This window comes from Victivallis lenta (genome assembly GCF_009695545.1).
Taxonomy (GTDB): Bacteria; Verrucomicrobiota; Lentisphaeria; order Victivallales; family Victivallaceae; genus Victivallis; species Victivallis lenta.
On the sequence record NZ_VUNS01000007.1, the window covers coordinates 18,159 to 42,862 of the forward strand.

At 61.1% G+C, this 24,704-nt stretch carries 22 protein-coding genes and 1 tRNA gene; 16 read left to right on the forward strand and 7 right to left on the reverse strand.

What is annotated here, in order from left to right; all coding sequences use genetic code 11:
• The first annotated feature begins 5 nt into the window (after window positions 1-5).
• From FYJ85_RS08220 to FYJ85_RS08230, 3 genes are all read left to right on the forward strand, one after another.
• Window positions 6-1,304: an FAD-dependent oxidoreductase gene (locus tag FYJ85_RS08220; protein WP_158704038.1), complete on the forward strand. Its 1,299-nt coding sequence runs from the start codon at window positions 6-8 to the stop codon at window positions 1,302-1,304.
• 276 nt (window positions 1,305-1,580) lie between these two features.
• Complete coding sequence (locus FYJ85_RS08225) at window positions 1,581-2,126, forward strand: class I SAM-dependent methyltransferase (protein ID WP_158704037.1); 546 nt, start codon at window positions 1,581-1,583, stop codon at window positions 2,124-2,126.
• Between the two features lie 5 nt (window positions 2,127-2,131).
• Window positions 2,132-4,105, forward strand: a complete 1,974-nt coding sequence (locus FYJ85_RS08230) for an LTA synthase family protein (RefSeq protein ID WP_154417813.1) — start codon at window positions 2,132-2,134, stop codon at window positions 4,103-4,105.
• Between the two features lie 50 nt (window positions 4,106-4,155).
• On the opposite strand, the gene FYJ85_RS08235 is transcribed toward FYJ85_RS08230, so the two are convergent.
• Entirely contained in the window at window positions 4,156-4,539 is a 384-nt protein-coding gene (locus FYJ85_RS08235) for a hypothetical protein (protein ID WP_106053662.1), read from the reverse strand.
• Between the two features lie 200 nt (window positions 4,540-4,739).
• Between FYJ85_RS08235 and FYJ85_RS23040 the strand changes: the two genes are divergently transcribed.
• Both FYJ85_RS23040 and FYJ85_RS23045 read left to right on the forward strand, forming a co-directional pair.
• A complete protein-coding gene (locus FYJ85_RS23040; protein ID WP_206213045.1) occupies window positions 4,740-5,318 on the forward strand; it encodes a uroporphyrinogen decarboxylase/cobalamine-independent methonine synthase family protein in 579 nt (192 codons plus the stop codon).
• 12 nt (window positions 5,319-5,330) lie between these two features.
• Window positions 5,331-5,747, forward strand: a complete 417-nt coding sequence (locus FYJ85_RS23045; RefSeq protein ID WP_206213046.1) for a uroporphyrinogen decarboxylase family protein — start codon at window positions 5,331-5,333, stop codon at window positions 5,745-5,747.
• 42 nt (window positions 5,748-5,789) lie between these two features.
• Here the strand turns inward: FYJ85_RS23045 and FYJ85_RS08245 are convergent, their stop codons facing one another.
• Genes FYJ85_RS08245 through FYJ85_RS08260 form a run of 4 tightly spaced genes read right to left on the reverse strand, consistent with a single transcriptional unit; the run spans window position 5,790 to window position 9,225 of the window.
• Window positions 5,790-6,947, reverse strand: a complete 1,158-nt coding sequence (locus FYJ85_RS08245) for a sialidase family protein (protein ID WP_106053660.1) — start codon at window positions 6,945-6,947, stop codon at window positions 5,790-5,792.
• An 8-nt stretch (window positions 6,948-6,955) separates the two neighbouring features.
• Entirely contained in the window at window positions 6,956-7,663 is a 708-nt protein-coding gene (locus FYJ85_RS08250) for a type II secretion system protein (protein WP_106053659.1), read from the reverse strand.
• A gap of 23 nt (window positions 7,664-7,686) precedes the next feature.
• Window positions 7,687-8,544 carry a glycoside hydrolase family 16 protein gene (locus FYJ85_RS08255; RefSeq protein WP_106053658.1) on the reverse strand — a complete coding sequence of 286 codons (858 nt, stop codon included), beginning with the start codon at window positions 8,542-8,544 and terminating at the stop codon, window positions 7,687-7,689.
• Window positions 8,545-8,562: 18 nt separating this feature from the next.
• A complete protein-coding gene (locus tag FYJ85_RS08260) occupies window positions 8,563-9,225 on the reverse strand; it encodes a hypothetical protein (RefSeq protein WP_154417815.1) in 663 nt (220 codons plus the stop codon).
• Between the two features lie 188 nt (window positions 9,226-9,413).
• Between FYJ85_RS08260 and FYJ85_RS08265 the strand changes: the two genes are divergently transcribed.
• The gene (locus FYJ85_RS08265) at window positions 9,414-10,472 is read left to right on the forward strand and encodes a LacI family DNA-binding transcriptional regulator (protein ID WP_158704036.1); all 1,059 of its coding nucleotides are present in this window, start codon (window positions 9,414-9,416) and stop codon (window positions 10,470-10,472) included.
• Between the two features lie 18 nt (window positions 10,473-10,490).
• Here FYJ85_RS08265 and FYJ85_RS08270 read toward each other — a convergent pair whose 3' ends face one another.
• Both FYJ85_RS08270 and FYJ85_RS08275 read right to left on the reverse strand, forming a co-directional pair.
• Entirely contained in the window at window positions 10,491-11,258 is a 768-nt protein-coding gene (locus tag FYJ85_RS08270; protein ID WP_106053655.1) for an IclR family transcriptional regulator, read from the reverse strand.
• 95 nt (window positions 11,259-11,353) lie between these two features.
• Complete coding sequence (locus FYJ85_RS08275; protein ID WP_206213047.1) at window positions 11,354-12,205, reverse strand: AraC family transcriptional regulator; 852 nt, start codon at window positions 12,203-12,205, stop codon at window positions 11,354-11,356.
• A gap of 92 nt (window positions 12,206-12,297) precedes the next feature.
• Here FYJ85_RS08275 and FYJ85_RS08280 point away from each other — a divergent pair, with 92 nt between their 5' ends.
• The 10 genes from FYJ85_RS08280 to FYJ85_RS08325 all read left to right on the forward strand — a co-directional run bounded on the left by FYJ85_RS08280 (window position 12,298) and on the right by FYJ85_RS08325 (window position 24,695).
• On the forward strand, window positions 12,298-14,211 hold the full coding sequence (locus FYJ85_RS08280) for an alpha-amylase family protein (protein WP_154417819.1): 1,914 nt from the start codon (window positions 12,298-12,300) through the stop codon (window positions 14,209-14,211).
• The gene (locus FYJ85_RS08285) at window positions 14,208-14,966 is read left to right on the forward strand and encodes a type II secretion system protein (protein ID WP_106053652.1); all 759 of its coding nucleotides are present in this window, start codon (window positions 14,208-14,210) and stop codon (window positions 14,964-14,966) included. The genes FYJ85_RS08280 and FYJ85_RS08285 overlap by 4 nt, the downstream gene beginning before the upstream one ends.
• 12 nt (window positions 14,967-14,978) lie before the next feature.
• A complete protein-coding gene (locus FYJ85_RS08290) occupies window positions 14,979-16,040 on the forward strand; it encodes a glycoside hydrolase family 5 protein (RefSeq protein WP_154417821.1) in 1,062 nt (353 codons plus the stop codon).
• Window positions 16,041-16,146: 106 nt separating this feature from the next.
• Window positions 16,147-16,223, forward strand: a tRNA-Ala gene (locus tag FYJ85_RS08295).
• Window positions 16,224-16,518: 295 nt separating this feature from the next.
• Window positions 16,519-17,610: a GntR family transcriptional regulator gene (locus FYJ85_RS23050; protein WP_106053650.1), complete on the forward strand. Its 1,092-nt coding sequence runs from the start codon at window positions 16,519-16,521 to the stop codon at window positions 17,608-17,610.
• Between the two features lie 21 nt (window positions 17,611-17,631).
• Window positions 17,632-18,567: a glycerophosphodiester phosphodiesterase family protein gene (locus tag FYJ85_RS08305; protein WP_154417823.1), complete on the forward strand. Its 936-nt coding sequence runs from the start codon at window positions 17,632-17,634 to the stop codon at window positions 18,565-18,567.
• 101 nt (window positions 18,568-18,668) lie between these two features.
• The gene (locus tag FYJ85_RS23055) at window positions 18,669-19,433 is read left to right on the forward strand and encodes a DUF1559 family PulG-like putative transporter (protein ID WP_106053648.1); all 765 of its coding nucleotides are present in this window, start codon (window positions 18,669-18,671) and stop codon (window positions 19,431-19,433) included.
• A 1-nt stretch (window position 19,434) separates the two neighbouring features.
• The gene (locus tag FYJ85_RS08315; RefSeq protein WP_154417825.1) at window positions 19,435-22,380 is read left to right on the forward strand and encodes a hypothetical protein; all 2,946 of its coding nucleotides are present in this window, start codon (window positions 19,435-19,437) and stop codon (window positions 22,378-22,380) included.
• Window positions 22,381-22,515: 135 nt separating this feature from the next.
• A complete protein-coding gene (locus tag FYJ85_RS08320) occupies window positions 22,516-23,565 on the forward strand; it encodes a substrate-binding domain-containing protein (protein WP_106053646.1) in 1,050 nt (349 codons plus the stop codon).
• Complete coding sequence (locus FYJ85_RS08325; RefSeq protein ID WP_154417827.1) at window positions 23,562-24,695, forward strand: SGNH/GDSL hydrolase family protein; 1,134 nt, start codon at window positions 23,562-23,564, stop codon at window positions 24,693-24,695. The genes FYJ85_RS08320 and FYJ85_RS08325 overlap by 4 nt, the downstream gene beginning before the upstream one ends.
• The last annotated feature ends 9 nt before the right edge of the window (window positions 24,696-24,704 follow it).

Consider the following 24,704-nt stretch of genomic DNA (forward strand, 5'->3'; position numbering starts at 1 on the left):
TGGTGATGGAAACGGTGAAGTATGAGCTGAAGGCGGATGTCCCGGTCATCGCGGACGTGGATGTTCTGGTAATCGGCGCCGGTCCCGGCGGATTCTGCGCGGCCGTGACGGCCGCGCGGCAGAAGCGTTCGGTCGCGCTGGCCGAGCACTACGGCAGTCCGGGCGGCATGGCCAACGTCGGTGAAATTTCGCCGTTCATGCCGAATCACTGCGGCGAAGAGAGCCTCGACAAACCGGTTTATATCGAGTGGGTCAACCGTATGCGCGCCTATCAGTCGGCCGGTTTCGCGCCGATGGAGGTCAAGCGCGCCGACGACCGCAACGTTTCGCGCTACGGTGCGATGCTCGCCATGGAGGATATGCTGCTGGAGGCCGGCGTCAGGCTGTTTTACCACCATACGTTCTTCGACGTGGTCAAGCAGGAAAACCGTATTTCGGCGGTGATTTTCAGCGGGAAGTCGGGTCTTTCCGCGATCCGTGCGAAAATCGTGATCGATTCGACCGGCGACGGCGACGTGGCGGCCAAGGCCGGCTGCGACTATGAATTCGGCAACGAGGACGGCTTCTGCCAGCCGATGACGCTCTGCTTCAAGCTGTCGCATGTCGATCTGTCCCGCACGCCGGCGCGGTCGGAGATCACGCGGCTGTACAATGAAGCCAAAGCGGCCGGCCGGATCGACTGTCCGCGCGAGGACGTGCTGTTTTTCAGTGATTTCGATTCCGACGTGGTTCATTTCAATACGACCCGGGTCATCAAGCACAATGCGACGAACGCCGAGGAACTTTCCGACGCGGAGATCATCGCGCGAAAACAGTTGCGGGAGTACCTTGCATTCCTGCGTTCATCGGTTCCGGGGTACGAGCATGCCGAGATCCATTCGGTTGCGGCGCAGATCGGTGTGCGCGAGTCGCGGCGGATTCTCGGGCTCGAGTACCTGACCGTCGAGGCGTTCGACCGGCAGGCCCGTTTCAAGGATGCGATCGCCCGGGTCAACTATCCGGTGGACATTCATAATCCGAGCGGCACGGGGACGGAGATGCGCATGCTCAAGCCGGACGAGTATTACGAGATTCCGTACGGCTGCATCGTGCCGCCGTCGGTGAAGAACCTGCTGATCGGCTGCCGGGCGATTTCGGTTGACCATGCGCTGCACAGCAGCATGCGGGTCATGCCGCCGGTCTGTTCGATCGGGCAGGCGGCCGGCATGGCTGCGTCGATGGCGGTCGAGCGCGGATGCGCCCCGGAAGAGCTCATCGGCGAAAAGGTGCGCGAAGCGCTGCGGGAGTTCGGTGCGAACATCTGAGGACATTCCGAAACAACCCGGCGACCGGAGCTCCTGTTCCGGGCGCCGGGCGTTTTTTTGTGGTAAAGTTGGATTTTTTTGAGAAGCGGACTTGCTTTCAGCCGGATTTTCAGTATAATTAATACGACTCGTCGCCGCAGAAACAACCGCAACCGACAGGAAATTTTTCGTATGTCTTCCGATGTGCTGGACTCCAAGTCCATGGTTCCGGATCACGGCGGCGTTGCCGCAGATGATAATGCTTTTTCATTTTTCTGGCGTTTTTTGAATAATCCGATGAAGATCGGTGCACTGCGACCCTCCTCGCAGAAGCTCTGCCGGGCGACGCTGGAGGCCGTTGACCTGAAGCGTCGGCGCAATATCGTGGAGCTGGGGCCCGGTTCAGGCGTCATCACCCGTCATATTCTTTCGGCATTGAAAAAAGAAGACCGTTTCTTCGCGGTGGAGATCGACGGGGCCTTTTATCGGCAGCTTCGGGTGCGTTTCCCGGAAACCGCCGTTTTCCATGACAGCGCGGAGAATATTCCATTCCTGCTTGAGCGGCAGAAGATGCGGAAGATGGACGCAGTCATTTCCGGTCTGCCGTGGACCCTCTTTCCCGATCGGCTCAGCCGGGATATTCTGCGGAAGGTCTCCGAAAACATGTCGGAGGACGGCGTATTCGTCACGCTGTGCTACTGGCACGCCCAGTATCTGCCGACCGGGCTCAGGCTGAAGCGCCTGCTGCAGGACTATTTCGGGCAGGTCGAGATGACGCCGACCGTCTGGAGCAATGTTCCGCCGATTTTTCTGTTCCGGTGCGGCAAGAGCACGGTCCGGTAAGCGCGATGGTTCAGCTTGCGGCGACCTTCGGATTGTTTTTCCTGCTGGCTCTCCTGACCGGACTTTGTTATTCCAGATTCGATTCCCTGGGAATGCTGGTTCTGCTTCAGGGCGCGGCCGGAATGGTGCTGCTGCTTTCCGGACTGCTTCTGGTCTTGAGGCGATGGCGTTACCGGGCGTGGGTTGTCATGCCGCCGTTCATCGTCTTTCTCCTGGTTTATATCGGTGAACTGAGCTGCGCCTTCGCGACCGGCAGGCCCGTCTGTCTCGAGGTGCTCTGCAACGTGACGCCGGAGAATCTCCGGATGGGCGTCAGGCTGTTTTCCGCGGGAATCATCGGAGGAATGCTGATCCTCCTGGCCGGAATCGCTCTTTATGCTTATCTGTACACGCGGAAGCTGAATGTGAAAATCGCTGGCCGGACGGCCGTTTTTTTTCTTGTCAGCGGTCTGGTCCTCACGTTGTTCTGTTCACCGCTGACCAAACTGGCCGGACTCTTCGGCGATATCTGGCTGCAATACCGGATTCAGATGCTCGATCCCGAAGCCTATGCCGGGCTGGGAATCAAGATCAACGCGACCTCCCGGCAGGACATCAAGGCGAAGCCCGGCAGAAACCTGGTGTTCATTTTTCTGGAAAGCCTGGAGAGAACCCATTGCGACGACAATGTCTTTCCGGGACTGACGCCGAACATCAACCGGCTGCGGAAAGAGGCAATCTGTTTCGACAACAATGATAATGCGCCGAATGCCGATTATTCGTTCGGCGGAATGTATGCGGCGCTGACGGGCTCCGTATTGATCAATCAGCATCTGTCGGCGGGGCTGAACGGTGGAGTCAACCCGCATATCGGCAGCCGGCTGTCGTCGTTCCCCTGGATTCTGCACAAAGCCGGATACCGCCAGGTTTTCATCCTGGGGCCGGAGGTGAAGTTCGCCGGAGTCAACGTGCTGCTGAACCGGGAGGGGTTTGACGAAGCGATTTCCTGCGGAGACAATTCGTTCGAGGCGGCAGGAGACAGCTGGGGGTGTTCCGACCGGGAGCTGTTTGAATATGCGCTGCCCCGGTACCGGGAGCTGGTCGCCTCCGGGCAGCCGTTCCACCTCATGCTTTATACGATCGATACCCATGTCCCGGACGGCTTCCTGAAGCCGTCCGCCCTCCGCTATCCGGCGGAGCCGGGCGGTCCGCAGCTGCTGCATGCGATTTACAATACCGATCACGAAGTCGGCAGATTCATTGAACGGCTGAAAGACGAACCCGGCTGGGAGAATACCTGTGTCGTTTTCACGTCCGACCACCTTGCCACGGCGAACAGCCTGTCCGCCCGCCTCGATGCGTGCGGGGAACGGCGGCATCTCTGTTTCGCCCTCAATGCGGGGGAACCGAAGATTATTTCGGAGCGCGGAATGACATTCGATCTTGCCCCGACCGTGCTTGCGCTGCTCGGCGTCGAACACAATTTCACTTTCCCGCTCGGGGAAAATCTTCTGGAACCGGCCAATCCGGAACGGTTGAAACGGGAGAGGGCTCACGCCGAAGCCATCCGTTCCTATACGCTGCTGAACAGCGATCTGGTGCTTGACCGGCGGCCGGAGATATCGGTGAGGACCAGTCCCGTCCATATGCTGAATATCGGCGGCGTTTCGTTTCCGCTCTACCTCCGGCAGCCGGCCGTGCAGGGGCTTCCCGACAAGGAGCACTGTCTGGTCCTGCGGCTCTCTCCATTCCGCCGGATTGCGGAGGCGACCTGGTGCAGCGACGCCGGCTGGATCGAAGAGATAAGCCGCGGGACGAAGGATTCGGATCAATATATCGTATTCGGCCAATCCGCCGGACCGGCCGGCCGGCTGCCGGGAGCTGCCGGAAAAAAGACCTGGATTCTCGGTTTCGGCAAACAGGGGAAATGGATCTGTTCCACCGGGGATGAGGTCGAAGCGCTGAAAGTGACCGGCGACTTGACCTTGAACCGGGAGTAAAGGCATAAAAAAAGCGGACGGGGGAACCATCCGCTTTTTTCCGATCGGAATTACCGGATCGCGCTGAGCTGAACGCCGTTCAGCGAGACCTGGTAGCCGAGCTGTTCGGAGAGCGCGGCTTCGATCGACGCGCGGTCCATATGCTCGACGTGGAGCGCAACCATCTTCGACTGGTCAAGCTCCGTGTTCGCGGAACGTTTCCTGGCTTCGGATTTCGAGAAATAGATCGTGTTGTTGTTGAAGTCGAGCACGAGGGCGACCACGCCCGGGACGATGCCGAAGAACAGGCCGCAGCAGTCGAGGATCAGCACGGTCGGATCGATCTCCATCGACGGAGTTTCGGTTTTGCGCTCGGACCAGAACAGCGTGCCGCAGCCCGAAAAAACGAATGCGACGACACCGGCAAGGCCGACGGTGAGAGATTTTTTCAACATTTTCTTCTCCTGGTTATAGTTTGTTCGAGCGGCAACCGTGCTGCTCATGGGTTGAAGAATATGATAATATATTCCCTGCCGGTCGATTGTCAAGTCCGTCTCCGGCGCGGGAACGCGGGAAAATACCGCCTCCGGCTTTGACAAAGCGGCGCGGGGATGATATCTTTCCCGGTGGAATTTCAGGAAAGGAGGCCCGGATCATGAACAAACGGGAAGTCGTGAAGGCGGCCATGCGGCACGAGGAGGTTCCGTATGTGCCGTGGCAGATCGGCCTTACGCTGGAGGCGCGGGAGCTGCTGGCCCGGCATTACGGAACCGAAGACGTCGACGCGGCGCTCGACAACCATTTTCTGATGCTCGGGAACGGCTACGGCTACTTCGAGCCGGCCGGCGGCGAGTGTGTGCGGGACTATTTCGGCGTCCTCTGGGACCGCAGCGAGGACAAGGATATCGGCGTGGTCCGGGGGCAGCTCCTGCCGGAGCCGGATCTGAGGAACTACACGTTCCCGGACCCGCTGGATGCACGTTTTTTCGCCGACATCGAATCGGGCATCCGGGAGCAGGGCGACCGGTTCCGCGTGTTCAATCTCGGTTTTTCGCTCTTTGAGCGGGCGTGGACGCTGCGCGGCATGGAGGAGCTGCTGATGGATTTTTATCTGAATCCGCAGTTCGTCCGCGACCTGCTGCGGGCCATCGCCGATTACAATATCGCCCAGATGCGCGAAGCGGTCAGGTACGACATCGACTGCATCCACTTCGGGGACGACTGGGGACAGTAGCGCGGACTGATCATGGGATATCCGCTCTGGAAGGAATTTCTGTATCCCGAGCTGAAACGCATGTATGCGGTCGGCGTCGAAACCGGCAAATTCGTCAGCATCCACTCCTGCGGGGATGTGGACGAACTGTTCCCGGATCTGATCAACATCGGGCTGAACTGCTTCAACCCGTTCCAGCCGGAGGTCATGGATGTCCATGCGTTGTTGAATGAGTACCGCGGCCGGCTCTGTTTTTACGGCGGCATTTCGACGCAGCGCACCCTGCCCTACGGCACGCCGGACGACGTCCGGCGCGAGTGCCGGTCGCTGCTGGAGGCCGGGAGGCATGGGGGGCTCATCCTGTCGCCGGCCCACAGTGTGGAGGGCGACGTTCCGCTGGAGAACCTTGCGGCGCTGATCGACACGGTGCAGAATCAGAGCCGTTCCTGAAACATGGAGGGGGAACGTCCTGCCGTTCCCCCCTGCCGTTTTTCACTTCGCTCCGGAATCCGGGGATGTGGCTCGGCGGAAATTCCGTTCGCGGTGAAAGGTGATCCGATTGGAGTCGTGATAGTTGCGTGCTCCGCGGTAGGACATGCGAACCAGATAGATCAGGTCGTCGCCGTCGAACTCCCAGTCGGCGTATTGGAACCCTGTGTACCGGACGGATTCTTCCGGCGGCAGCCCGGTATCGTCCGTCAGCAGGTTTTTCAGGATTTTCCAGTTCCGCAGATCGCCGGAGCAGCAGAGCGACAGAATATTCCGTTGCCACGGACACTCCGGCATGGTGACCGGGTTGCTGAGTGTGAAATAGAGACCGGTTGCCGGATCGCGGCGGACGGTGAATTTGGAGGCTCCGCCCGGGAAATCGATGATTCCCGTTTCAGGGCGGAAACTCAGGTCGGAACCGTCCGGGGCGATCTCAAGAAGCGCTGCCTTGTTGGGCGTGTTCAGGTGGACGCGCATCAGATCTGCGAGCGAACCGTCCGGCGCAGTGACGAGGTTGCCTTCAAGCCAGCCTGAATGCTGTCCGGCCAGGCCGGGATGGATGGTGTTGAGCTGCTCCGCATCGAAAGCGAGCGGCCGGCTGAGGGTCCAGTTGTCCGCATTCAGCAGATCGGCGTCGTCCGGCGCACTGAGAATCGTCTCCCGGAAGGATGCGGCGTCCCAGCCGAAGCGCCCGTCCGGCTCGCTGAAGAGTTCACATGCCCGGAATACCCGGCCGCGGTGGACGGCAACCGGGGTGGCTCCCCCGAAATGGTAGTTCGGTCCGGTTCGCCCGGGGCCGCCGCGAAAGAGCAGCCCGGTTCGTTCATCCTGCGGATCACTCCAGCTGAATCCGCCGTCCCGGCTGCGCCGGATCACAATGCTGCCGTATTCCCGATCAGTTCCGAGATGGTAGATGCAGTCGTCATGCAGGAAGAGGGAACCCCAGAGGGCGCCGCTCAAGTGATTGACGTTCCGCCAACTTGCGCCGCCGTCCTCCGAGCGGTAAATTTCCGAGATCCGTGGCGCCAGGTTGCTGACCGGATCAGCTTCGAAATAGTCGTGGGAGGCCAGCAGGGCGCCGTCCGGCAGCCGGAGCAGCGACGGACTGCCGACATAGATACCGGACTTCTCCGGCTGGTATCTGAGCTCGGTGTATTTCATGGCGGCGTTCATTCGATCAGCGTTGAGGAAAGGGCGTCGTATTTCGATTCGAATTCCGCCCGGTTGAGGCTGGCGGCGTGCCCGTCGATGAAAAGCGTGTTCCCACGTCGATTGTGGACCAGATAGACATAGGCGCCGCCGCTGAGCTTCTCATAGATTTTCACGATGTAGTACTGACTGCTTCGGGAACCGTTCTGGGAATCTGCCAGAAGCGGAGTCGTTGAGGCGGAGCGGACCTGTTTCAGATTCCAGAAACCTTCGACGGAACTCCAGGGATTCCAGGGCGCGATTCTCCAGCCGTCCACGACCTCTTTGCTGCCATACTCCTTCATGCCGCTGCTCATGCCGTAAGTGCAGGTATAACTGTAAAATGCGCCGTACTGACTTTCCGTGGGGCCGATGTTCATAATGGCCGGGCAGGCGAGCACACTTTGTTTTCCTCTGATCGGCTCCGGCAGATTGCCGGAATCCGCCAGAATCTGGCCCCAGAGTTTCTTCGAATCGTTGCTTTGCGGGGCGTAGCCGCCGCAACTGTCGGCGTAGAGTTGAATCGCAGTGCCGAGCTGTTTCAGGTTTCCGGTACAGCTTGCGGTTCTGGCCCGCATTCTCGCCTGATTCAGCGCCGGGAGCAGCATCGAGGCCAGAATTGCGATGATCGCTATAACGACGAGGAGTTCAATCAGGGTGAACCGGATGGGGTGCGGATCATGTTGCATGATATTTCCTTTGCTGCGGCGTTTTACTCTGCCGCCTGATTCTTTTTCTGATAGTGGCGGACATAGTCGATCTCGTAACGCAGCGGCAGAATCTGCGGGTCCACCGTTCCGCCCCAGCCGCCGAGCGCAAAATTCAGTCTCAGCTCGAAAGGATGGCGAAACGGGTTTTCATCTCCGCTGTCGGCTTCGGCAATTGTGAATTTCGATGTCATCCGGTCGTCATAATAGAAGCGCAGCTCGGTTTCGTCCCACTCCAGCGCATAAATATGGAAGTCCTCCGAAGGGGCTCCGGCGGAGATGCGCCTGGCGGCGTGCTTATGTTTTCCGTCGGAACCTTTGTAATGAACATCGTTGATGATGTTCGAAGGATCTTTGCCGAGATATTCCAGAATATCGATTTCGCCGCATTCCGGCCACCATTTTCCGGCATATCCGCTCTTGCCGAGCAGCCAGAAGGCCGGCCAGGTTCCTTTCCCCGCCGGGATTTTCGCCCGGATTTCAAGCCGTCCGTAAAGAAAGTCGCGCTTTGCGACCACGCAGGCGGAGGTGTATTCGGCAAATTCCGCCTCCTTCCAGTTGCTGCTGCCCGGAACGAAGTTCGGATTCTTCACCCGTTCCCTGCGTGCTTCAAGGATCAGTTTTCCGTCTTCGATCCGGCAGTTCTCCGGCTTGTCCGTATAGAACTGCGACTCCTGGTTCCGACGCAGTCCCCTGTCGTATGTCCATTCCTCCGGATCCGGCTGTCCGGGAGTATTGAACTCATCGGCCCAGACGAGGTCCCAGCCGTCCCGTTCCCGGATTTCCACGGCTTCCGTTGCGGCGGTTCCGAAAACGCCGAGTCCCAGTATCGCGGCAAACAGGATTGATTGATTGCAGATCATGTTTTGTTTCCCTTTCGTTTATTTGTTTTGCGGCAGCAGTTCGAGCTGAAAGTCCAGCTTCCAGTCGCGCAGCTTCTGCGGCATGCCAACCGGACTGAGCCGCACGGAAAATGTGTTTTGGGAGAATTTGCGGTTGTCCTGGATGGCTGCATCGAATTTTCCGACCAGTCTGATCGCTTGTCCTCCGGCCGGGGTGATGACGACTTCTGTCGCCCCTCCCTTCCGGAACAGCCCGATACCGCGCGTTTGCTCCGGCAGGACGACCTTTGTTCCGTCGACGGTGATTCCGGTTCCTGCGGTTCCGGCCGGGATATCGAAAGAAACGGCGAGAGCGCGGCAGATGACATCTTGCGGTGCCGTGATTCGCCAGGAACAGCTGACCTTCTCCGCTTCCGTCGGAAGAAGTTCTTCGACAAAGGTGAAATTTTCACTGGAATTGGCGGCGGGAAAGGAACCGGAAACAAAAATCCGATCCGGTCCGATTTTTGTCTTTTCATCCGGATTCAGCGAGCGCTGCATGCTGCCGGCCCATTGTTCTCCGATGTGGATGACATACATCCCGATATTTCCGAGCTGAACCGAACCGTCCGGTTCAGCTTTCAACACGGCCGGCAGCTGGGCGGCTGCCGCAGATATCGCGAAAGCGATGAAGGCGAGTGATACGAGAAAACGTTTCATCATGTTTTTCTTCCTTTCCGATTCATGGTTCCACATTCCGTCAATATGAGCGGGATACTGATTAAATTATGACAGAGAATTCCGGAACCGGCAAGGGATGTTTTCATGTTTTTTTGCAATTATGGTTTGAAATTTTCAGAAACATTCATATATTCTCCTGTAAATAACAGAGAGGCGTCCCACCCATGCCAATGACGATCAAAGCAATAGCCGAGGCTTCCGGCGTATCCGCCGCGACGGTTTCGCGCATTATCAACGGTACGGCACGCGTTGCGCCGGAGAAGCGTGAACGGGTTCTGGCGGTCATCGGTGAGCGGCGTGAACCGATCCGCAGGCGGGAAAAAACATCGCGTGGAGTCAATATCGGTGTTCTGCTGCTGCCGGAGGCGCATTTCGATTCGTTTTCGATGCTGGACAAACTTTGCGAGCTGGCAGATTCCCTGCCCGGGAAATCCATTTTATCGCTGCTTTCTCCCAATATTCTGCCGCAGGTTCTGGAGAGCAGCTTCCGTCGCGGGGAGCTTTCCGGAATGCTGATCGCAGGCCACCGAATCGAGTCGGAGGAGCTGCGCCGCGTGGTGGAACGGATTCCGCATGTCTGGCTGAACTCTTACTGGACGGCGGAGGCTGGAAAGAATATTTTAATGGGAAATGAGTTTGCCGGCAGGCTTGCCGCCCGTTATCTGAACAAATGCGGCTGCCGGAATCCGGCGGTGCTGCGGCTGCCGGCGCTCAATCCCGGCTGTGCGGCCCAATGTGACGGTTTTCTGTTTGAATATTTCACGCTGAAACAGGAGTGTCTCTGCATCGAGCTGCCATTTCCCGACCCCTCCGACCAGCTTGAAACTGTGGAGGAGGCGGTTCTGGAAAGTGTGATGGAGTCGAAGGTGCTGGAACAGGCTGACGGCTTCTTTTTTCCGGAGGAACGGCTGACGGCCCTCTACTACCGGCTGCATATGAAACGGGGAGTCCCGGTTCGTTATCCGGTGGTTTCCTGCAATCATACGCCGGAATACCTGCGCGGCTTTTATCCGCGTCCGGCCGGAATCGACCTTGGGCCGCGGCTGCTGGCCCGGCTGGCGCTGAATGAGCTGTTTTGCGCCATAACCGGCGAGGATATTCAGAAGAATAAAATTACGACGATCGTCACTCCGGTACTGGTTCCCGGGGAGCTGCGGAACACGAATCCGGCTTCCGGGCATGACGGCTCCGGCGTATTTCGGGAGTTCTCCACGAGAGACAACCGGTGAATGCAGGTCCGCACAGAATCAGAGCCGTTCCTGAAGGGTCAGGAGCGTCTCGTGGAGCATTGCGAAGATTCTGCTCTTCTCCCCGGCGGTGAGCCGGAAGGAGGGCAGGAAGAGTCCGAGCGCGCCGAGCATCATTCCGGTGCCGTCGAGCAGCGGGAAGGCGGCGGCGTAGATTCCGGCGGGAATTTCGTCCTCGGCATAGCCGGCCAGTTTCAGCTGCCGCAGCCGGGCTTCGAGGCCGTCGCGGCTGTCGATGCCGTCCCATTCCCGGCCGGGCAGGCCGTTCTGGCCGATGAAGAGGTCGAGTTCATTCTCCGATGTGAAGGCGAGCATGATCCGCGTCGTCACGAGCCGGTAGGCCATCGCATCCTGCTCCGCATTGCGGGTTTCGACCACAATCGGCGAACTGCCCTGCTGCCGGAGCAGGACCTTGCGCATGCCGTTGAACAAAGTCGTCACCACGAACGATTCTCCGAGGTCGGCGGCGAGCCGTTCGAGCACGGGCGGCATGACCTTCATGAGCCGGGCGGAGACCCGCGCGCCGCGGCTCATGCCGTGGCATTTCGGCCCCGGCACGTAGAGCCGGTCTCCGGCGCGGCCGATGTAACCGGCCTGCTCCATGGTTTTCAGGATATTCCGCGCCGTAGTCGGCCGGATCGCCAGCGCCGCGGCGATCTCGGAGAGCCCGACTCCCGGCCGGGTCATCGACTGCTCGAGCACGAAGTCCAGGGCTCCGAGCGCTTTCAGCACGGATTTTACGCTTCCGCTCTCTTCCTTTTTCTGCATGTACCATCCTTCCGTTGCAGCGATAACATAACGCCGGTCCGGTGCGAAAGCAAGGGCGGAACCGGAATTCGGTCCGGCGATGCGCCCGGCAGTCGTCAGCGCAGGGCGTTGTTGAGTTCGCGGTAGCCGGTCGGGGTCATGCCGACGCGCTTCCGGAAGAGGCGGTAGAAGAAGAACTCGTCGTGATAGCCCACTTCGCGGGCGATTTCGCGGGCGGTCATGCCGGTTCTCAGCAGCAGCATCCGGGCATGGTTGATGCGGGTCTGGATAAGGTATGATTTCGGCGACATGCCGACTGCCTGCCGGAAGCCGCGGGAAAAGCTGTCGCGGTCCGTTCCGGCCCGCGCCGCGAGCTCAGGGATTGCGATATCGTGCCGGAAATTCCGCTTGATGTAGTCGATGCTGTCGGCGAAGGCGCCGGAATGGAATTCGCCGTTCCAGTTCTCCGTCACCTTGAGCAGGAGCGGGGCGAGCAGCCGCCGCATCAGAAGATCCATCTCCTGTGCGGCCGCCGGTGTGACCGGAGCGGAGGCGAGCTCCAGAAGCCGCTCCATCTCCTCCGAGACGTCGGCCGGCGTTCCGGCCGGTTCGCGGCAGCCGGGCAGCTTGTCGAGCAGCTCGGATGAAAAGTGGAGCCAGTAGTGCGCCGGCGGCGGACCGTCGAGCTCGTAGGCGAACAGGTAGTTCGCCGGAATCAGGTAAAGGCCGCCGGGTTCCAGCGGGAAACTGCCGTCGAGCGTGCGGAGTTTGCCGCGCCCCTCCGCGATGTAGTAGCAGCGGAAGTACGGATCTTCCATAAACGGGCGCAGCGCCCAGTGATTCTGGTTCCGGGCGCGGCCGACCTCCCACAGCTGCAGGTCGAGCCGGCTGAACGGAGTCGGGTCGTTCACGGCGCGGCTGATGCACTCCTCCGGCGCTTCATCCGTTGTTTTTTTGAAAAAGTCCATGCGGTTTCCGAATTGCTCCATTCTCATCCGGCGGCGGATATCGTATAATAATATAGACTGAAGAATCGTATGATACAAGGAGTTTTTCCTCTATGGAACTGCCGTTGACCGCACTGCACCTCGATTATCATATTCCGGAATTGTCCATTCCAGCTTTCGGCCGGTTCGACATGGCGCACTATCTCGAACAGCTTCGCCGGTCCGATGCAGAGGCGGTCACGCTGTTTGCAAAAGACCATTTCGGCAATTCGTTCTATCCGACGCGGGCCGGGCATCGCCACCGCGACCTGCCCTGCGACCTGCTCGGCACGGCCGCCGCGGAACTCCGCAAGGCCGGGAAACGGGTGCTGGCCTACTACTCCCTCTGCTGGGAGAAGCGTGCGGCCGACCTGCACCCGGAATGGCGGCAGCTCGACGCGGAAAACCGTCCGTTCGGAGCGGAAGGCCCGTGGGGAACCGTCTGCGTGAATTCTCCGTATATGGAGGAACTGGTTCTGCCGCAGCTGCGTGAAATCGTCGAATGGTATCCGGTTCACGGGATTTTCATCGACATCGCCATGATGAACCCGCAGGGGTGTTTCTGCCCGCACTGCCGGGAGCGTTTCCGCGCGGAGACCGGAAGGGAGCTGACGCCGGGTCCCGGACAGCGCCGTTTCGCCGCGGAGTCGATGCGCCGCGCGCTGCGGAAAATCCGGGAGGCGGCGGGTTCCCTCGCTTTGTGCGCGAATGCCTCCTGGGGGATCGGCCAGCCGGTCGAGATCGCGGATATCGTCGATTTTCTCGTCGTCGAATCCCAGCCGGCCCATGTCAGTTCGGGCGGCTATCTGCTGCAGATGATGCAGGCCAAATACTGCCATGCGGACGGACGCCCGTTCCAGATCATCACGGTTCGTTTTCACGGCGGCGGCTGGGGGGAGCTCTCCTTGAAGAGCCGCGAGCAGCTCTGCTACGAGTTCTCTCTCATCGCCGCGCACGGCGGGAGGGTCTGCTGCGGCGACCAGGGGGACTACGACGGCAATCTCGATGCCGGAACTCACCGGACTTTGCGCGAAGCGTTCGACTTCGTCAGGGAGCGCGAACCGTTTCTCGGCGGCCGGGCGAGACGCCATATTGCAGTCTATTGCGGCGAGCAGGGGTCGTTTCCGTTTTCGGTCGACGAGCTGCCGCCGGAGCTGCCGGGCATGGCCGGGCTGTTGGCCGGATTGAATGAGCAGTTCGAATTCTGCAGCTCGGCGGCGCTGCTGCGCAATCTCGAACACTATGCCGCCGTGCTCGTTCCGGGCGGAACCGCGCTGCCGGAGGCGGTGCGCTCCGCGCTCGATGCCTATGTCGGAAACGGCGGCGTCCTGATTCGCGAGCCGTCCGGAGTCCCCGAAGGACACTGTTACTGGGAGGACGGCGGCGAGACGATTCTGCTCCGGACCGGATACCGCCCGCTGGAACTCCGGGACGGCGACCGGGTCATTACCGGGCTGCGCCCGCCGCTTGTTCCGTACGCGCCGCCCGGCGTGCCGTGGCGGAGCTCGTTCACGCCTCCGGCGCCGGAGGGAGTGCCGGGCGCGGTTGCCCGGCCGCGCGGCGCCGGGCTTCTGATCGAAACGGCCGTGCCGTTCTCGCGGAATTTCTGGCGGACCGGCGACACGCGGCTGCTCCGTGCCTTCCGCCGGCTGCTGGAGGAGGTCGGCATCACGCCGGCCGTGCGGATTTCCGCGCCGGGTTTCGATGTCAATATCGTCGATGACGGTGACGCGCGGGAGCGGATTCACTTCGTCCACTATTCGGCGGAGCGCAACACGATGGCCGGTTACCCGGTCATCCGGCCGCACACGCCGTTTACCTGCCGGGTGTCGCTGCGTTCGCGCCGCTGTCCGTTCCGGGCGACGCTGCAGCCGGCAGGGCGGAACATTCCGTTTTCGCGGGAGGGGGAAGAGCTGTGCTTCGAGCTCCCGGCAGATACGCCTTATGTGATCCTCGAACTCGAATACCAACCCGAAGGAGAATTATGATGAAACGAAACTTCACATTGATTGAGCTCCTGGTCGTTATCGCCATCATCGCCATTCTCGCGTCGATGCTGCTGCCGGCGTTGAACAAGGCGCGGGAGCGGGCCAAGACCACAAGCTGCCTCAGCAACCAGAAGCAGCTCGGCATGGCCAACGGGCTCTACGCGGTGGACTATCAGGATTACTGCGTGATTCCGGGCTACGTCTACGGGGAAAAAATCTACACGGCGCAGGAGGCCGGGGATGTGATCTGGGATATGATGCTGTCGCGCTATCTGAGCCATAAGGGGAAAAGCGCGGACTATCAGGTGTTCCGCTGCCCGCTCGACCCGAACAACCTCTATGCGGGCGCCTCGCCGCGTTCCTACCGGATCAACGGCTGGAGCAACGAACAGGGGGCGATGCGGGCGGAGGAGGTCGACAACTGCCGCACGTCGACCGGTCCGGCCGGCAAGAAGCTGTCGAGCATCCGCAACGCTTCGGAAGTCATGCTTTTCGCCTGTTACTCGACTCCGAAGAACGGCATCGTCGACAACGGCAGCCACTTCGCCCGCGGCACCCGCTATGTGACCATGACCTCCTATCTGCACTGGTGGGTGACCGACTGCAACGGCATGTACGGTTACATCCAGCATGGCGCGATGTCTTCGAACTACGCATTCACCGACGGCCATGCCGGACAGCTCAAGGCGGCCATCTACTGGGCGGCCGCGAACGTCTGGCACGCCGATAAGAGACACTGGAACGTCAAACTGTAAGGAAGAACGACGATGAAGCTTCTGCCGATGATCGCCGCGCTGCTCCTGGCCGGATCTGCCGCCGGGGCGGAGGAGTCCCCGACGCCGCGCCTCCGCGGCTTCACCATGCCGGATGCGCCGCAGCACCTGAAGGCGGCGAAGGAGGCGGGCGGCAATGCGGTCCGCCTCATGACCCGGCCGAAGGTGAAGTCCGCGCCGGACGGCGGCTATACGCTCGACATCTCTCACATCGAAACGTTTCTCGACGCGGCGAAGGAAGCCGGAGTCGCGGTCATCATCGATCTGCACGATGTGCCGAACCCGAACCGGAAGAATTACCGCTCGGACCGGGTCGGCTCGAAGGCCGATTTTTGGAAGGACGACGGCAATCTCGAATTCATGATCCGCTTCTGGACGCAGGTTGCGGAGCTCTGCAAAGATCGTCCTGAGACGATCTGGTTCGATCTCTGCAACGAACCGCTCAACTGGGAAGATATGCCGTCATATCCGAAAAAGTGGCCGCTCTGGGCGCAGACGCTGATCGACCGGATCCGGCGGATCGACACCGTGCATGAGATCGTGATCGAGCCGGGACCGGGCGGACTCTGCTGGGGCTTCCGGGAGTTTCCGAAGCTGAAAGGCGACAGGCTGATCTACTCGGTTCACAACTACCAGCCGCACGCCTATACACACCAGGGGATCAGCTCGCTTGAAAACACCGATCTGGCGAAAGCTTATCTGGAGACCAACCTGGGCTGGCCGGGCTCCTACGGCGACTCCGGCGGCGGCCTCTGGAACAAGGAACGGCTGAAGCGGGAGCTCGCCCCGGCCCGTGAATTCCAGCTGAAGCATAATGTGCGGATGTATGTCGGGGAGTTCGGCGTGGTCCGCTGGGCGCCGAATGCGGAGCGGTATCTGCGCGACAACCTCGAAATTTTCGAGGAGTACGGCTGGGACTGGACCTATCACGCCTTCCGGGAACACAACTGCTGGAGCTTCGAGCATAAGCCGGTTTTCGGCAAAACCGAACGCTCCGAAACGCCGACTGCGACTGCCCGGGTCATGAGGGAATTTCTGGACCGCAACGCCAGATAAGCAGAAAATCCGGGCGATTCGGACGAAAAGGCCCGGATTTTCCCGTTTTTTTTCAAAAGTCGATTTGCATTTTCCTTCGGGAGAGAGTATCTTTTATGACATGCGAGGGGCATTAGCTCAGTTGGCTAGAGCATCACACTGGCAGTGTGAGGGTCAGCGGTTCAAATCCGCTATGCTCCACCATTATCGAGGTGGCAATCGGGATTCCGGCGACGGAGTTCCGATTTTTTTTTCTTCTTCACACTCCTTCCCGGCGCAACTATGGCTTTCCGCCGGAAACAGCGTACGCCGGAACACGGCAGGCGGAGTCATGGTTCCTCCTGTATCCCGCAGAGAAACCCTGCTTTTTTGATAAAAATAGCTCTGCGCTATATTTTAATTGAAAATAAATCAATTTCCTATTGACAAATTCATATGTCTTTGCTATAATTAATGGAGAAGGCGGAAACACAGCTTATTTCTCCGAAAGGAAAACGATATGGGATACGGCAATAAAGTCACGGAAACCCGTGAATACATCCATGAGGAAATCGTGCTCGGCAACTACTCGCGCGGAACGGCGCTGCCGCCGGAGCGTGAGATGGCCGAACGGGCCGGCGTCAGCTATATGACGCTGCGCAAGGCAGTCGATCTGCTGGTGGCGGAAGGGTGCCTGGAACGGGTTGCCGGAGTCGGGACCTTCGTCTGCAGCACGATCTCCGAAAACAAACTGCCGCGGCAGCTCGGGGCCGTGATTCCGGCCTGGGGGGCTCCGGAAAACATGGATTTCATCATGCACCTGAGCGCGGCTGCCCGGCAGGAGAACTGGATTCCGAAGTTCGTGTTCGCCCGTTCGTGGCGTGACCGGACCATCGCCGACCTTTATCAGACCAGCGATGCGCTGGTCACCAAGGCGATCGAGGACCTGAACGATCTGCCGAACGATCTGGCCGAAAAGTTCCGCAGCCGCGAAAAGCCGGTCGTCATCAGCGGCGGCGATGCCGTGCCGTTCGGCTTCGACTCCGTTTCGCCGTGTTTTACCGAAGAGGCTGCGGAGCTCTGCGAACGGCTCCATCAGCTCGGCCACCGCCGGCTTCTGCAGGTCGAGCAGTTCGAGCGCCGCAACGGCGGCAAGCGTTTTCTGAGCTTGTCGGACAACGGCATCGGGGAGTGCTTCCGCCGCCGCTACCCGGATGTCGATTACGACGACACCACGCTGCTGGTGGAGGTCCCCTCCTTCGGCCAGCCGTTCGAGGCGATCCACGAAAAAATTCTCCGGCTCGGGGCGAAAACCGACTGCACGGCGATCGTCTGTCCGCTGCCGTTCTACTGGGGAGTCTACTCCGCGCTGACCGATCTCGGGCTGCGCGTTCCCGAAGATGTCTCGGTCGTCTGTGTCGGCGACCGGCTCGAAGCCAACTACTACCGGCCGCGGCCGGCCACGCTGACGCCGCCGCTTCACGATCTCGCCCGGAACGTTTTCGAACAGATCCGCTGGCGGCAGAAGAATCCGAGGCAGCCGGCCCGCAATCTCCTTTTCAACAGCTGTTTCCAACCCGGGCAGACCCTGGCGGCGGCCCGTAATCAATAGCAAAAGAAAGTATTTCCCGTCATGAATGTTTCCCCTTATCGCAAACGGCTCGATGCGCTGTTCGGCCGGCATCAGGTGCTCATTGCCGTTCATCGCGGCATCGCCTGCGGCGACATCATCGAAAACACGGCGGACGGGCTTCGGGCCGCCTGGGTCTGCGGCGGCGATATCGCCGAGACTGATGTGGTCCGCAGCACCGACGGCGTTTATTACTGTCTGCACGACGGCATGGAGCCGCGGCTGATCGGGGAGTGCGGCAATCTTGAAACGCTCAATTCGAGCGAAATCGACCGTCTTGAATACTTCAACATGTCGCGGACACCGGCCGGACCGGTCGAGCGGCTCGACGGCGTGCTCGCCGCGCTCCGGGGCGGCGGACTGCTGAACATCGACCGTTCGTGGCGTTACTGGAGCAGCGGGCTGCTTGAGCGGCTTGCCTCGCTGGAGATGTCCGACCAGCTGATTCTGAAATGCCCGGCCGCCGACGCCGATGCGCTCGACGCGCTCGAACGGTGCGGTCACCCGTTTCTCTTCATGCCGATCGTCGGGACGGCGGAGGAGTGGCGGGCGGTCCGGCGCCGCAGACTGAACTTCGTCGGGGCGGAACTGCTTTTCTCCGACGGGGCAAGCGAGCTTTTGACGCCGGAATTCCAGGCGGAGTTCCACGATGCCGGACTTTTCCTCTGGGCCAACGCGATCTGTCTCGGCCGGAAGCAGTACAACCTGAGTGCGTTCCGCGACGACCGCGGCGCGATCCTCGATTCCGCCGACGATCACTGGGGCTGGATGATCGAACACGGCTTCCGGGTGATCCAGACCGATTTCCCGGCGCTGCTGCACAGCTATCTCTCGAACCGTTATCCCGGCAGCCGCGCCGGATTATGTCCGGCCCGCGTTCAGGAGCCGCGCTGGCGGCGGCCGGAACGGGCGGCGTCTTTCTGTCCCGTCACGGCATAAACGCCGCGTTCAAAAGCGATTCCGGCTGCATCCGGACGGCTGGAAGGACTTTTGAAGCCGGTAGAAGATAATTCTCCTTCACAAAACGAGGTAACCTGAAAATGAGCAAACGCAAGAGTGTTTTTCCGCAATTTCCGTATCGCCGTTTCACACTGATCGAACTTCTGGTTGTTATCGCGATCATCGCGATCCTCGCCTCCATGCTGCTGCCCGCCCTGAATCAGGCGCGGGAGAAGGCGCGCGCGTCGAGCTGTCTCAACAGCATGAAGCAGATCGGGCTGGCCATGAATCTGTACGCCGATGACAACAAAGGCATGATGAGCGGCTGCAACAAGAACAGCTTCAACCTGGCCTGGGGAGACCAGTTGCTGAGCCATGCGGGGGACGCCGGGAAATATGTGCCGCGCGACACGGCCGTCTGCCCCTCCGACGCCAACGCCGGCCGTTACAGGGAGAGCCACTCCATGTATGACGGCATCAACGGCATTTTCGACTATCTCCGCTATCACCAGCAGGGCATTGAGGGGCAGGAGTGCAAAAACTACGCCGACACGAAGCTTTTCCTGACGACCACCACGTACAACCAGCCGTGGGCGATGATTCTCGGCAAGGCGAAGAATCCTTCCCGCTCGCCCATCTACGGCGACACCTACAACGGGGACGTCAACGTCATGTCGGGTTCCTGCCGTTTTCAGGGAAACAACCTGATCGTCAGCATGGGGTTCTCGCGGTCGCACTCCAACCGCGGCAATCTGCTCTTCTTCGACGGTCACGCCGAATCTCTCGACAAGGCCGGACTTGCCGCCATTTCGACTTTCCCGATCACCAAGTCGTACAACTCGGCGAAAATCTTCGAGACCAACTGATATGAAAAGACAGCTCCTGATTCTGGCGGCGGCCCTGTTTTCCGCTGTTTTGTTTCCGGCCGTTTCGGGCGGCGAGCTTCGGCTGTCGGGAGAACCGGCGCTCTGGAAGTTCACGAACGGCTCCGAGTTCCCCGGAGCGAAGGGGAAGTATGAGAGCCGGGACGGCTTGCTCTCCCTCTCCGGCGACTTCACCGGCGGCGGCCGTTATGTCGGCGTCGTCAGCCGCGGCAGGCTGCCGCCGTTCCGGGAGCTCGCTTTCCGGGTGAGGGGGGAGGCCGGCCGCATCACGCTCCGCTGCCTCGATGCCGAAGGCCAGACGCATCAATATGAGCTGCCGGCTGCCGCCGCCGGCGGTGAGTGGCGGGAGCTCTCGCTTCCGCTGGCCGATTCCGCCGTCCATTGGGGCGGCGCGAATGACGGCCGATTCCGCGGCCCGGCCGGGGAGATTGCGTTTCTGCTGCATGCCGGGCAGCTGCCCGGCCGGCGCGGAACGGTCGAAATCGGCGACATCACGCTGCGCGGGGCCGACACGGCGGAACTGAAGTTCCAGGCCCGCCCGGACCGTCTCGAGAACAGCTTTGTCGTGCCCGGCGGCACGGAGCCGGTCCGGCTCCGGCTCTTCAGCAGCCGCCCCGATTTCACGCCGGAGGAGCTTGTCTACACTTATACGGATTACACCGGGAAAACCGTTGCCTCCGGACAGGCGAAGTATCTTTCCGGCAACGGCGGCATGCTCGAAGTCCCGCCGCCGCGGGAGGTCGGCTACTACGATCTGCTCTTCCCCGCGCTCGGCATCCATTCCGCCGTCGTCGCGGACCGCCCGGTTTCCGGGCCCGCCGACGAATTTTTCGCCGTGGATGTGGCGGCCAGCCGCGGCGTGACGCCGCTCTCCGAGCTTGAAGAGATATTCCGGCTTCTGCGCAGGAACAACATCCTCTGGATTCGCGACCGGCTGACCCACGGCGTGCTTGAGCCGGAAGCCGGGCGCTTCGATTTCGAAGCCGCTTCCGGCCGTTACCGGCAGCTGCGCGAGGCGGCCGCTCGCGAGGGACTGAAGCTGCTCGATGTCATCCACGATACGCCGAACTGGAACAAATATCCGGTCAAGCTCAGGGAGGACCGGGTCGGCGACAAAATCGCCGGGCGTTACTACATGCACGGGAACAACCTTTATCCGCCGGACCTGATTGCGGCCGCAGCCGGGTTCGACGCCGTCACCCGCCGTTTTCAACCTGCGGAGAAGGCGGTCGAGGTCTGGAACGAGCCGAGTTCTCCCACCTTCGACAACTCGTTCCCGGTCGAATTCGTCAGCGCGTTGACCAAGGCGGTTTCCGTGCGGTTCAGTCTGACTGGAAATCCGACGGCGGTGACCGGCATCGTCTACTCCGGACCGCCGGTCCAGAATTACGGGCTCTACATCGCAAACGGCCTGCTCGACTATGTCGATGCGGTGAGCTACCACGATTACCAGCCGGCCGACACGCTGGAGGACGGCGTCTTCCGCCTCCGGGAGATCGAGCGCGAGAGCGGGACCGCCCGCTGCGGCATCCCGTACTGGATCACCGAGGCCGGTATGCCGTGGGCGAACCGCGAACTCCGGGCGGCTCCGGCCGACGACCGGCGCAGCGCATCGGAGATCGCAGGGAAGGCGATCGAATTCCGCGCGCTCGGTATTCAGCGCTATTTCGCCTTCATCATCAAATATTACAGCGAACTGCATAAGAATTTCGGCATGCTGGACGCGAACGGCGCGCCGATGCGTTCGATGGCGGCCTACACCCATCTGGTCAGGGTGCTCTCCCATAAAGAGTATCTGGGCGACTTCCGGCTGCCGGGGGCCGTCCGCAGCCGGGTGTTCGGCGATGAAAACGGGAAGGTGGCCTGCCTTTATGTGCCGCTCCGCCCGGCTGCTCCGGAAAAAGAGCTGGTGCTGCCGGAAGGAGTTGAGCTGCTCCGGGCCGAAGGGGCCGACGGGCGGCCGCTCGCCGTCGAAAACGGCCGGATTCCGGTCGGCGGCGACGGTGTGGTCTACCTCTATTTCGCCGACCTGCCGGAACGGCTGCTCGACCGGAATACCCGGGCGATGCCGCTTTACCGGGCGGCCCGCGACTACCGCCCGGCTCCCCGCTGCCGCAAACCGGTGGTGATCCAGCCGGATTACGATCTCGGGGAAACCTTTTACAGCGGAACCGGCATCCGGTTCGGTGCGGACGGGACGTTCCGCTGCCGGGTCCGGTACAACAACCTCTCCGGCCGGCCGGTCACCGTCGAGCCCGGCATCGAGCTGCCCCGCGGCATCGTCGCTCCGGATTTCCCCGCCGCCGCCTTCGAACTCGGACCGAACGGCAGCCGCATGCTGGAATTTACCCTGAGGGCGACGGACGATCTCGGCGTGGCCCGCCATTCGCTGGTCAGGCTCGGGGACCGCCGGGGCAATACGACGCCGCTCGCCGTCGCGCTGCACCGCCAGCCGTCGCCCGAACATGTCCGGGAAGGGCGGCTGAGCGGACTGCCGGAGATGGAGAACCCGGCAGCCTGGCGCAAAAACTCCGCCGGCGAGCTGACGATCCGGCGGGATGAGACGGATCGTTCGATCGAGTTCCGCACCCGTTTCCCGGTCGGCGTGGACCGCTGGAGCTATCCGGAATTCGTGCTTCCGCCGGGTGTGCTCAAGGATGCGATCGCCGTCGGCTTCGAGGTGAAGGTCACCCCGGCCGATCAGATCCGGCAGATGGTGCTGATGGCGGTCTGCTCCGACACGAAGGAGCACGGTCCCTACATCAGCATCGCCGTTCCGGCGCCGACCGGGGAGTGGGAGTACCGCAGCGTGTTCCTGCCGTCGTATCCGCGCCCGGAGTCGATCCGCATGTTCCGGCTCGGCGTCAATGCGTTCACGCAGGAGGTCAGCGTGAAGATCCGCAACGTCCGGATCTTTCACTCGCGCTGACACCCCGGAATCCCGGAAAAATTTCGGGAAAGATCGTTCCGGCGATTGACACCGGCCCTTTTTCGTGGTATGGTTATCTGTGAAACCGTATAATACGGAATAATAACCAGGGCAGGTTTACGGAAGGGTCTTGCGATGCAGGCGATCATCAAACGGAACGATCCGCTTTACCGGCAGATCGTTTCCTATTTCGAAGAGGAGATTCTGCAGGGCAGGCTGAAACCGGGCGACCGGATTCCGGCGACGACCCGGCTGTCGGAGATTTTCAATGTGAATCCCGATACGGTGCAGCAGAGCCTGAAGCTGCTGGCGGAACGCGGTTTCGTCTCCCGGGCGCCGGGCCGGGGGACGTTCGTCCGCAAGGGGATCAACTCCAGAACGTTCGGCATCATCTTCAAACGGACGGTGCTCACCGATGAGGACGTCAGCTTCTACTCCGGATTCCTGAATGACTTCATTCTGCTCGCGGAGCAGGAGCAGTGGAACTGCCGCCTTTTCATGGTGACCGAGAATCTCTCCCCCGAAGACGCCTCCGGCGAGAAGGGACTGCTCGACCTGAAGAAAGCGATCGCCGACGGGGAAGTCCGCGCGGTGGTCGAATTCTGCACCAACCCCACGGTGCGGGACTATCTGCGGACGGAGTGCCCGGTTCCGGTCTCGCTCTGCGACGTCTCCATGGACAATATTGCCTTTATCCACAAGGGGGTGAATTATCTGGAGGAGCGGGGATATCGAGATATCGCGGTCTTCGCCTACCATCTCGACCGCCCGAACAATTTCGATGAAGGGATCAGCACCTGTCATTCGAAGCTGCCGCTCCGGCGCTTCGACGCCGTCGACGCCAACCACAACGAAGGCTACCGGCTGATGCGGGAGCTCTGCGGGAGCCGTTCCGGGCTGCCGGACGCGCTGCTGATCGCCAACGACCGGCTTTTCATCGGAGCCTGGTATTTTCTGCTGGAGAAGGGAATCCGGGTTCCGGAAGAGCTTGCCGTGCTGACCCACGCGAACCGGGGGCGGCTCCCGATGTCCCATATTCCGCTGACCCGGCTGGAAGTGGACCCGCTTGCGCTCACCCGCGAGGTGTTCCGCGAAATCGCCGGCAAGATCACCGGCGACGCCTACACGGCCCGGCCGGTGACGCCGGAGCTGATCGTCGGCAGAAGCTGCGGAGAGGCGGAATGAACGCGGGAAATCTGTTTTTACTGATCATCGGCATCATGTTTTCCGCCGGGTGCGTCAGCCCCGGCGCCAGACCGGAGGAACATTCGAACATGCGGAAATTTTTTCAGAAGCTCAAATGCGGCGAAGAGGCGACCGTCGCTTATTTCGGCGGCTCGATCACCTGGGGAGCCACGGCGACCGACCCGTTGAAAACCTCCTGGCGGGCGCTGCTTGCGAAGCGGTTGCAGCGGGAGTTTCCGGCGGCCCGCCTCGTTCCCGTCGACGCGGCGATCGGCGGCAAAGGGTCCGATCTCGGCGTATTCCGCATGGACCGCGACGTGCTCCCTTTTCGGCCGGACCTGACTTTCGTGGAGTTTGCGGTCAACGATGCGCAGAATCCGGAACGGCTGGAGTGCATGGAGGGGATTCTGCGGAAGCTTCACACCGGCCGGCCGGATATGGCGATCGTGCTGGTCATCACCGGTTACGGCGCGGAGTCGTTCGAGAGTCCGCGTGAGGAGGATTACCGGAGCCTCGCCGCGTATTACGGAATTCCGGCAATCAGCGTCGTTCCCGAAGTGCGTCGCCGGATCGCGGCGGGAGAGTTCTCCTGCCGCGACATCCTGACCGACGGCACTCATCCGAACGACCGCGGCTATGCCCTTTACTGCGACATCATTTTCGAGCAGCTGATGAATTGCGGCGACTCCGGGCCGTGGCCGGAAAAGCCGCTGACCGCCAACCGGTTCGAGTCGGCCCGGATGATCGAACTCGCTTCGCTGCTGCCCCCCGCCGCATCCGCGGCGGCATGGAGGCGGGAGCTGCCGTCGGTGACCGGCGTCTGGTTCGATCACCAGCCGTCGCGCTGGCTTCCGAGCGTCATCGTTCCGGAGCGGGAAACGGCCTCCCTCTCTCTGGAAACCGCGTGTTCCGGCGCCGGCGTCTATTACGAGACGGTTCCGGGCGGAGACCGGTTCGAGCTTCTGGCCGACGGGGTGAGCATATTTGCCGCCGACACGAAATTCCCCTGGCCGTATCCGGGGCTCGGGAACCGTTTTCAGCTGCTGCCCGTTGCGGGAAAGCATACGATTACAGTGAAAGCGCACGGCCCGAACCTGCGGCTGGGCTGTCTGCTGCTGACCGGACCGTAAACCGGCTTG

Excerpts from the sequence above, each read along its gene's own strand:
- FYJ85_RS08220 (WP_158704038.1), top strand. The coding sequence starts at position 6 with ATGGAAACGGTGAAGTATGAGCTGAAGGCGGATGTCCCGGTCATCGCG.
- FYJ85_RS08225 (WP_158704037.1), top strand. The coding sequence starts at position 1,581 with ATGAAGATCGGTGCACTGCGACCCTCCTCGCAGAAGCTCTGCCGGGCG.
- FYJ85_RS08230 (WP_154417813.1), top strand. The coding sequence starts at position 2,132 with ATGGTTCAGCTTGCGGCGACCTTCGGATTGTTTTTCCTGCTGGCTCTC.
- FYJ85_RS08235 (WP_106053662.1), bottom strand. The coding sequence starts at position 4,539 with ATGTTGAAAAAATCTCTCACCGTCGGCCTTGCCGGTGTCGTCGCATTC.
- FYJ85_RS23040 (WP_206213045.1), top strand. The coding sequence starts at position 4,740 with ATGAACAAACGGGAAGTCGTGAAGGCGGCCATGCGGCACGAGGAGGTT.
- FYJ85_RS23045 (WP_206213046.1), top strand. The coding sequence starts at position 5,331 with ATGGGATATCCGCTCTGGAAGGAATTTCTGTATCCCGAGCTGAAACGC.
- FYJ85_RS08245 (WP_106053660.1), bottom strand. The coding sequence starts at position 6,947 with ATGAAATACACCGAGCTCAGATACCAGCCGGAGAAGTCCGGTATCTAT.
- FYJ85_RS08250 (WP_106053659.1), bottom strand. The coding sequence starts at position 7,663 with ATGCAACATGATCCGCACCCCATCCGGTTCACCCTGATTGAACTCCTC.
- FYJ85_RS08255 (WP_106053658.1), bottom strand. The coding sequence starts at position 8,544 with ATGATCTGCAATCAATCAATCCTGTTTGCCGCGATACTGGGACTCGGC.
- FYJ85_RS08260 (WP_154417815.1), bottom strand. The coding sequence starts at position 9,225 with ATGATGAAACGTTTTCTCGTATCACTCGCCTTCATCGCTTTCGCGATA.
- FYJ85_RS08265 (WP_158704036.1), top strand. The coding sequence starts at position 9,414 with ATGACGATCAAAGCAATAGCCGAGGCTTCCGGCGTATCCGCCGCGACG.
- FYJ85_RS08270 (WP_106053655.1), bottom strand. The coding sequence starts at position 11,258 with ATGCAGAAAAAGGAAGAGAGCGGAAGCGTAAAATCCGTGCTGAAAGCG.
- FYJ85_RS08275 (WP_206213047.1), bottom strand. The coding sequence starts at position 12,205 with ATGGACTTTTTCAAAAAAACAACGGATGAAGCGCCGGAGGAGTGCATC.
- FYJ85_RS08280 (WP_154417819.1), top strand. The coding sequence starts at position 12,298 with ATGGAACTGCCGTTGACCGCACTGCACCTCGATTATCATATTCCGGAA.
- FYJ85_RS08285 (WP_106053652.1), top strand. The coding sequence starts at position 14,208 with ATGATGAAACGAAACTTCACATTGATTGAGCTCCTGGTCGTTATCGCC.
- FYJ85_RS08290 (WP_154417821.1), top strand. The coding sequence starts at position 14,979 with ATGAAGCTTCTGCCGATGATCGCCGCGCTGCTCCTGGCCGGATCTGCC.
- FYJ85_RS23050 (WP_106053650.1), top strand. The coding sequence starts at position 16,519 with ATGGGATACGGCAATAAAGTCACGGAAACCCGTGAATACATCCATGAG.
- FYJ85_RS08305 (WP_154417823.1), top strand. The coding sequence starts at position 17,632 with ATGAATGTTTCCCCTTATCGCAAACGGCTCGATGCGCTGTTCGGCCGG.
- FYJ85_RS23055 (WP_106053648.1), top strand. The coding sequence starts at position 18,669 with ATGAGCAAACGCAAGAGTGTTTTTCCGCAATTTCCGTATCGCCGTTTC.
- FYJ85_RS08315 (WP_154417825.1), top strand. The coding sequence starts at position 19,435 with ATGAAAAGACAGCTCCTGATTCTGGCGGCGGCCCTGTTTTCCGCTGTT.
- FYJ85_RS08320 (WP_106053646.1), top strand. The coding sequence starts at position 22,516 with ATGCAGGCGATCATCAAACGGAACGATCCGCTTTACCGGCAGATCGTT.
- FYJ85_RS08325 (WP_154417827.1), top strand. The coding sequence starts at position 23,562 with ATGAACGCGGGAAATCTGTTTTTACTGATCATCGGCATCATGTTTTCC.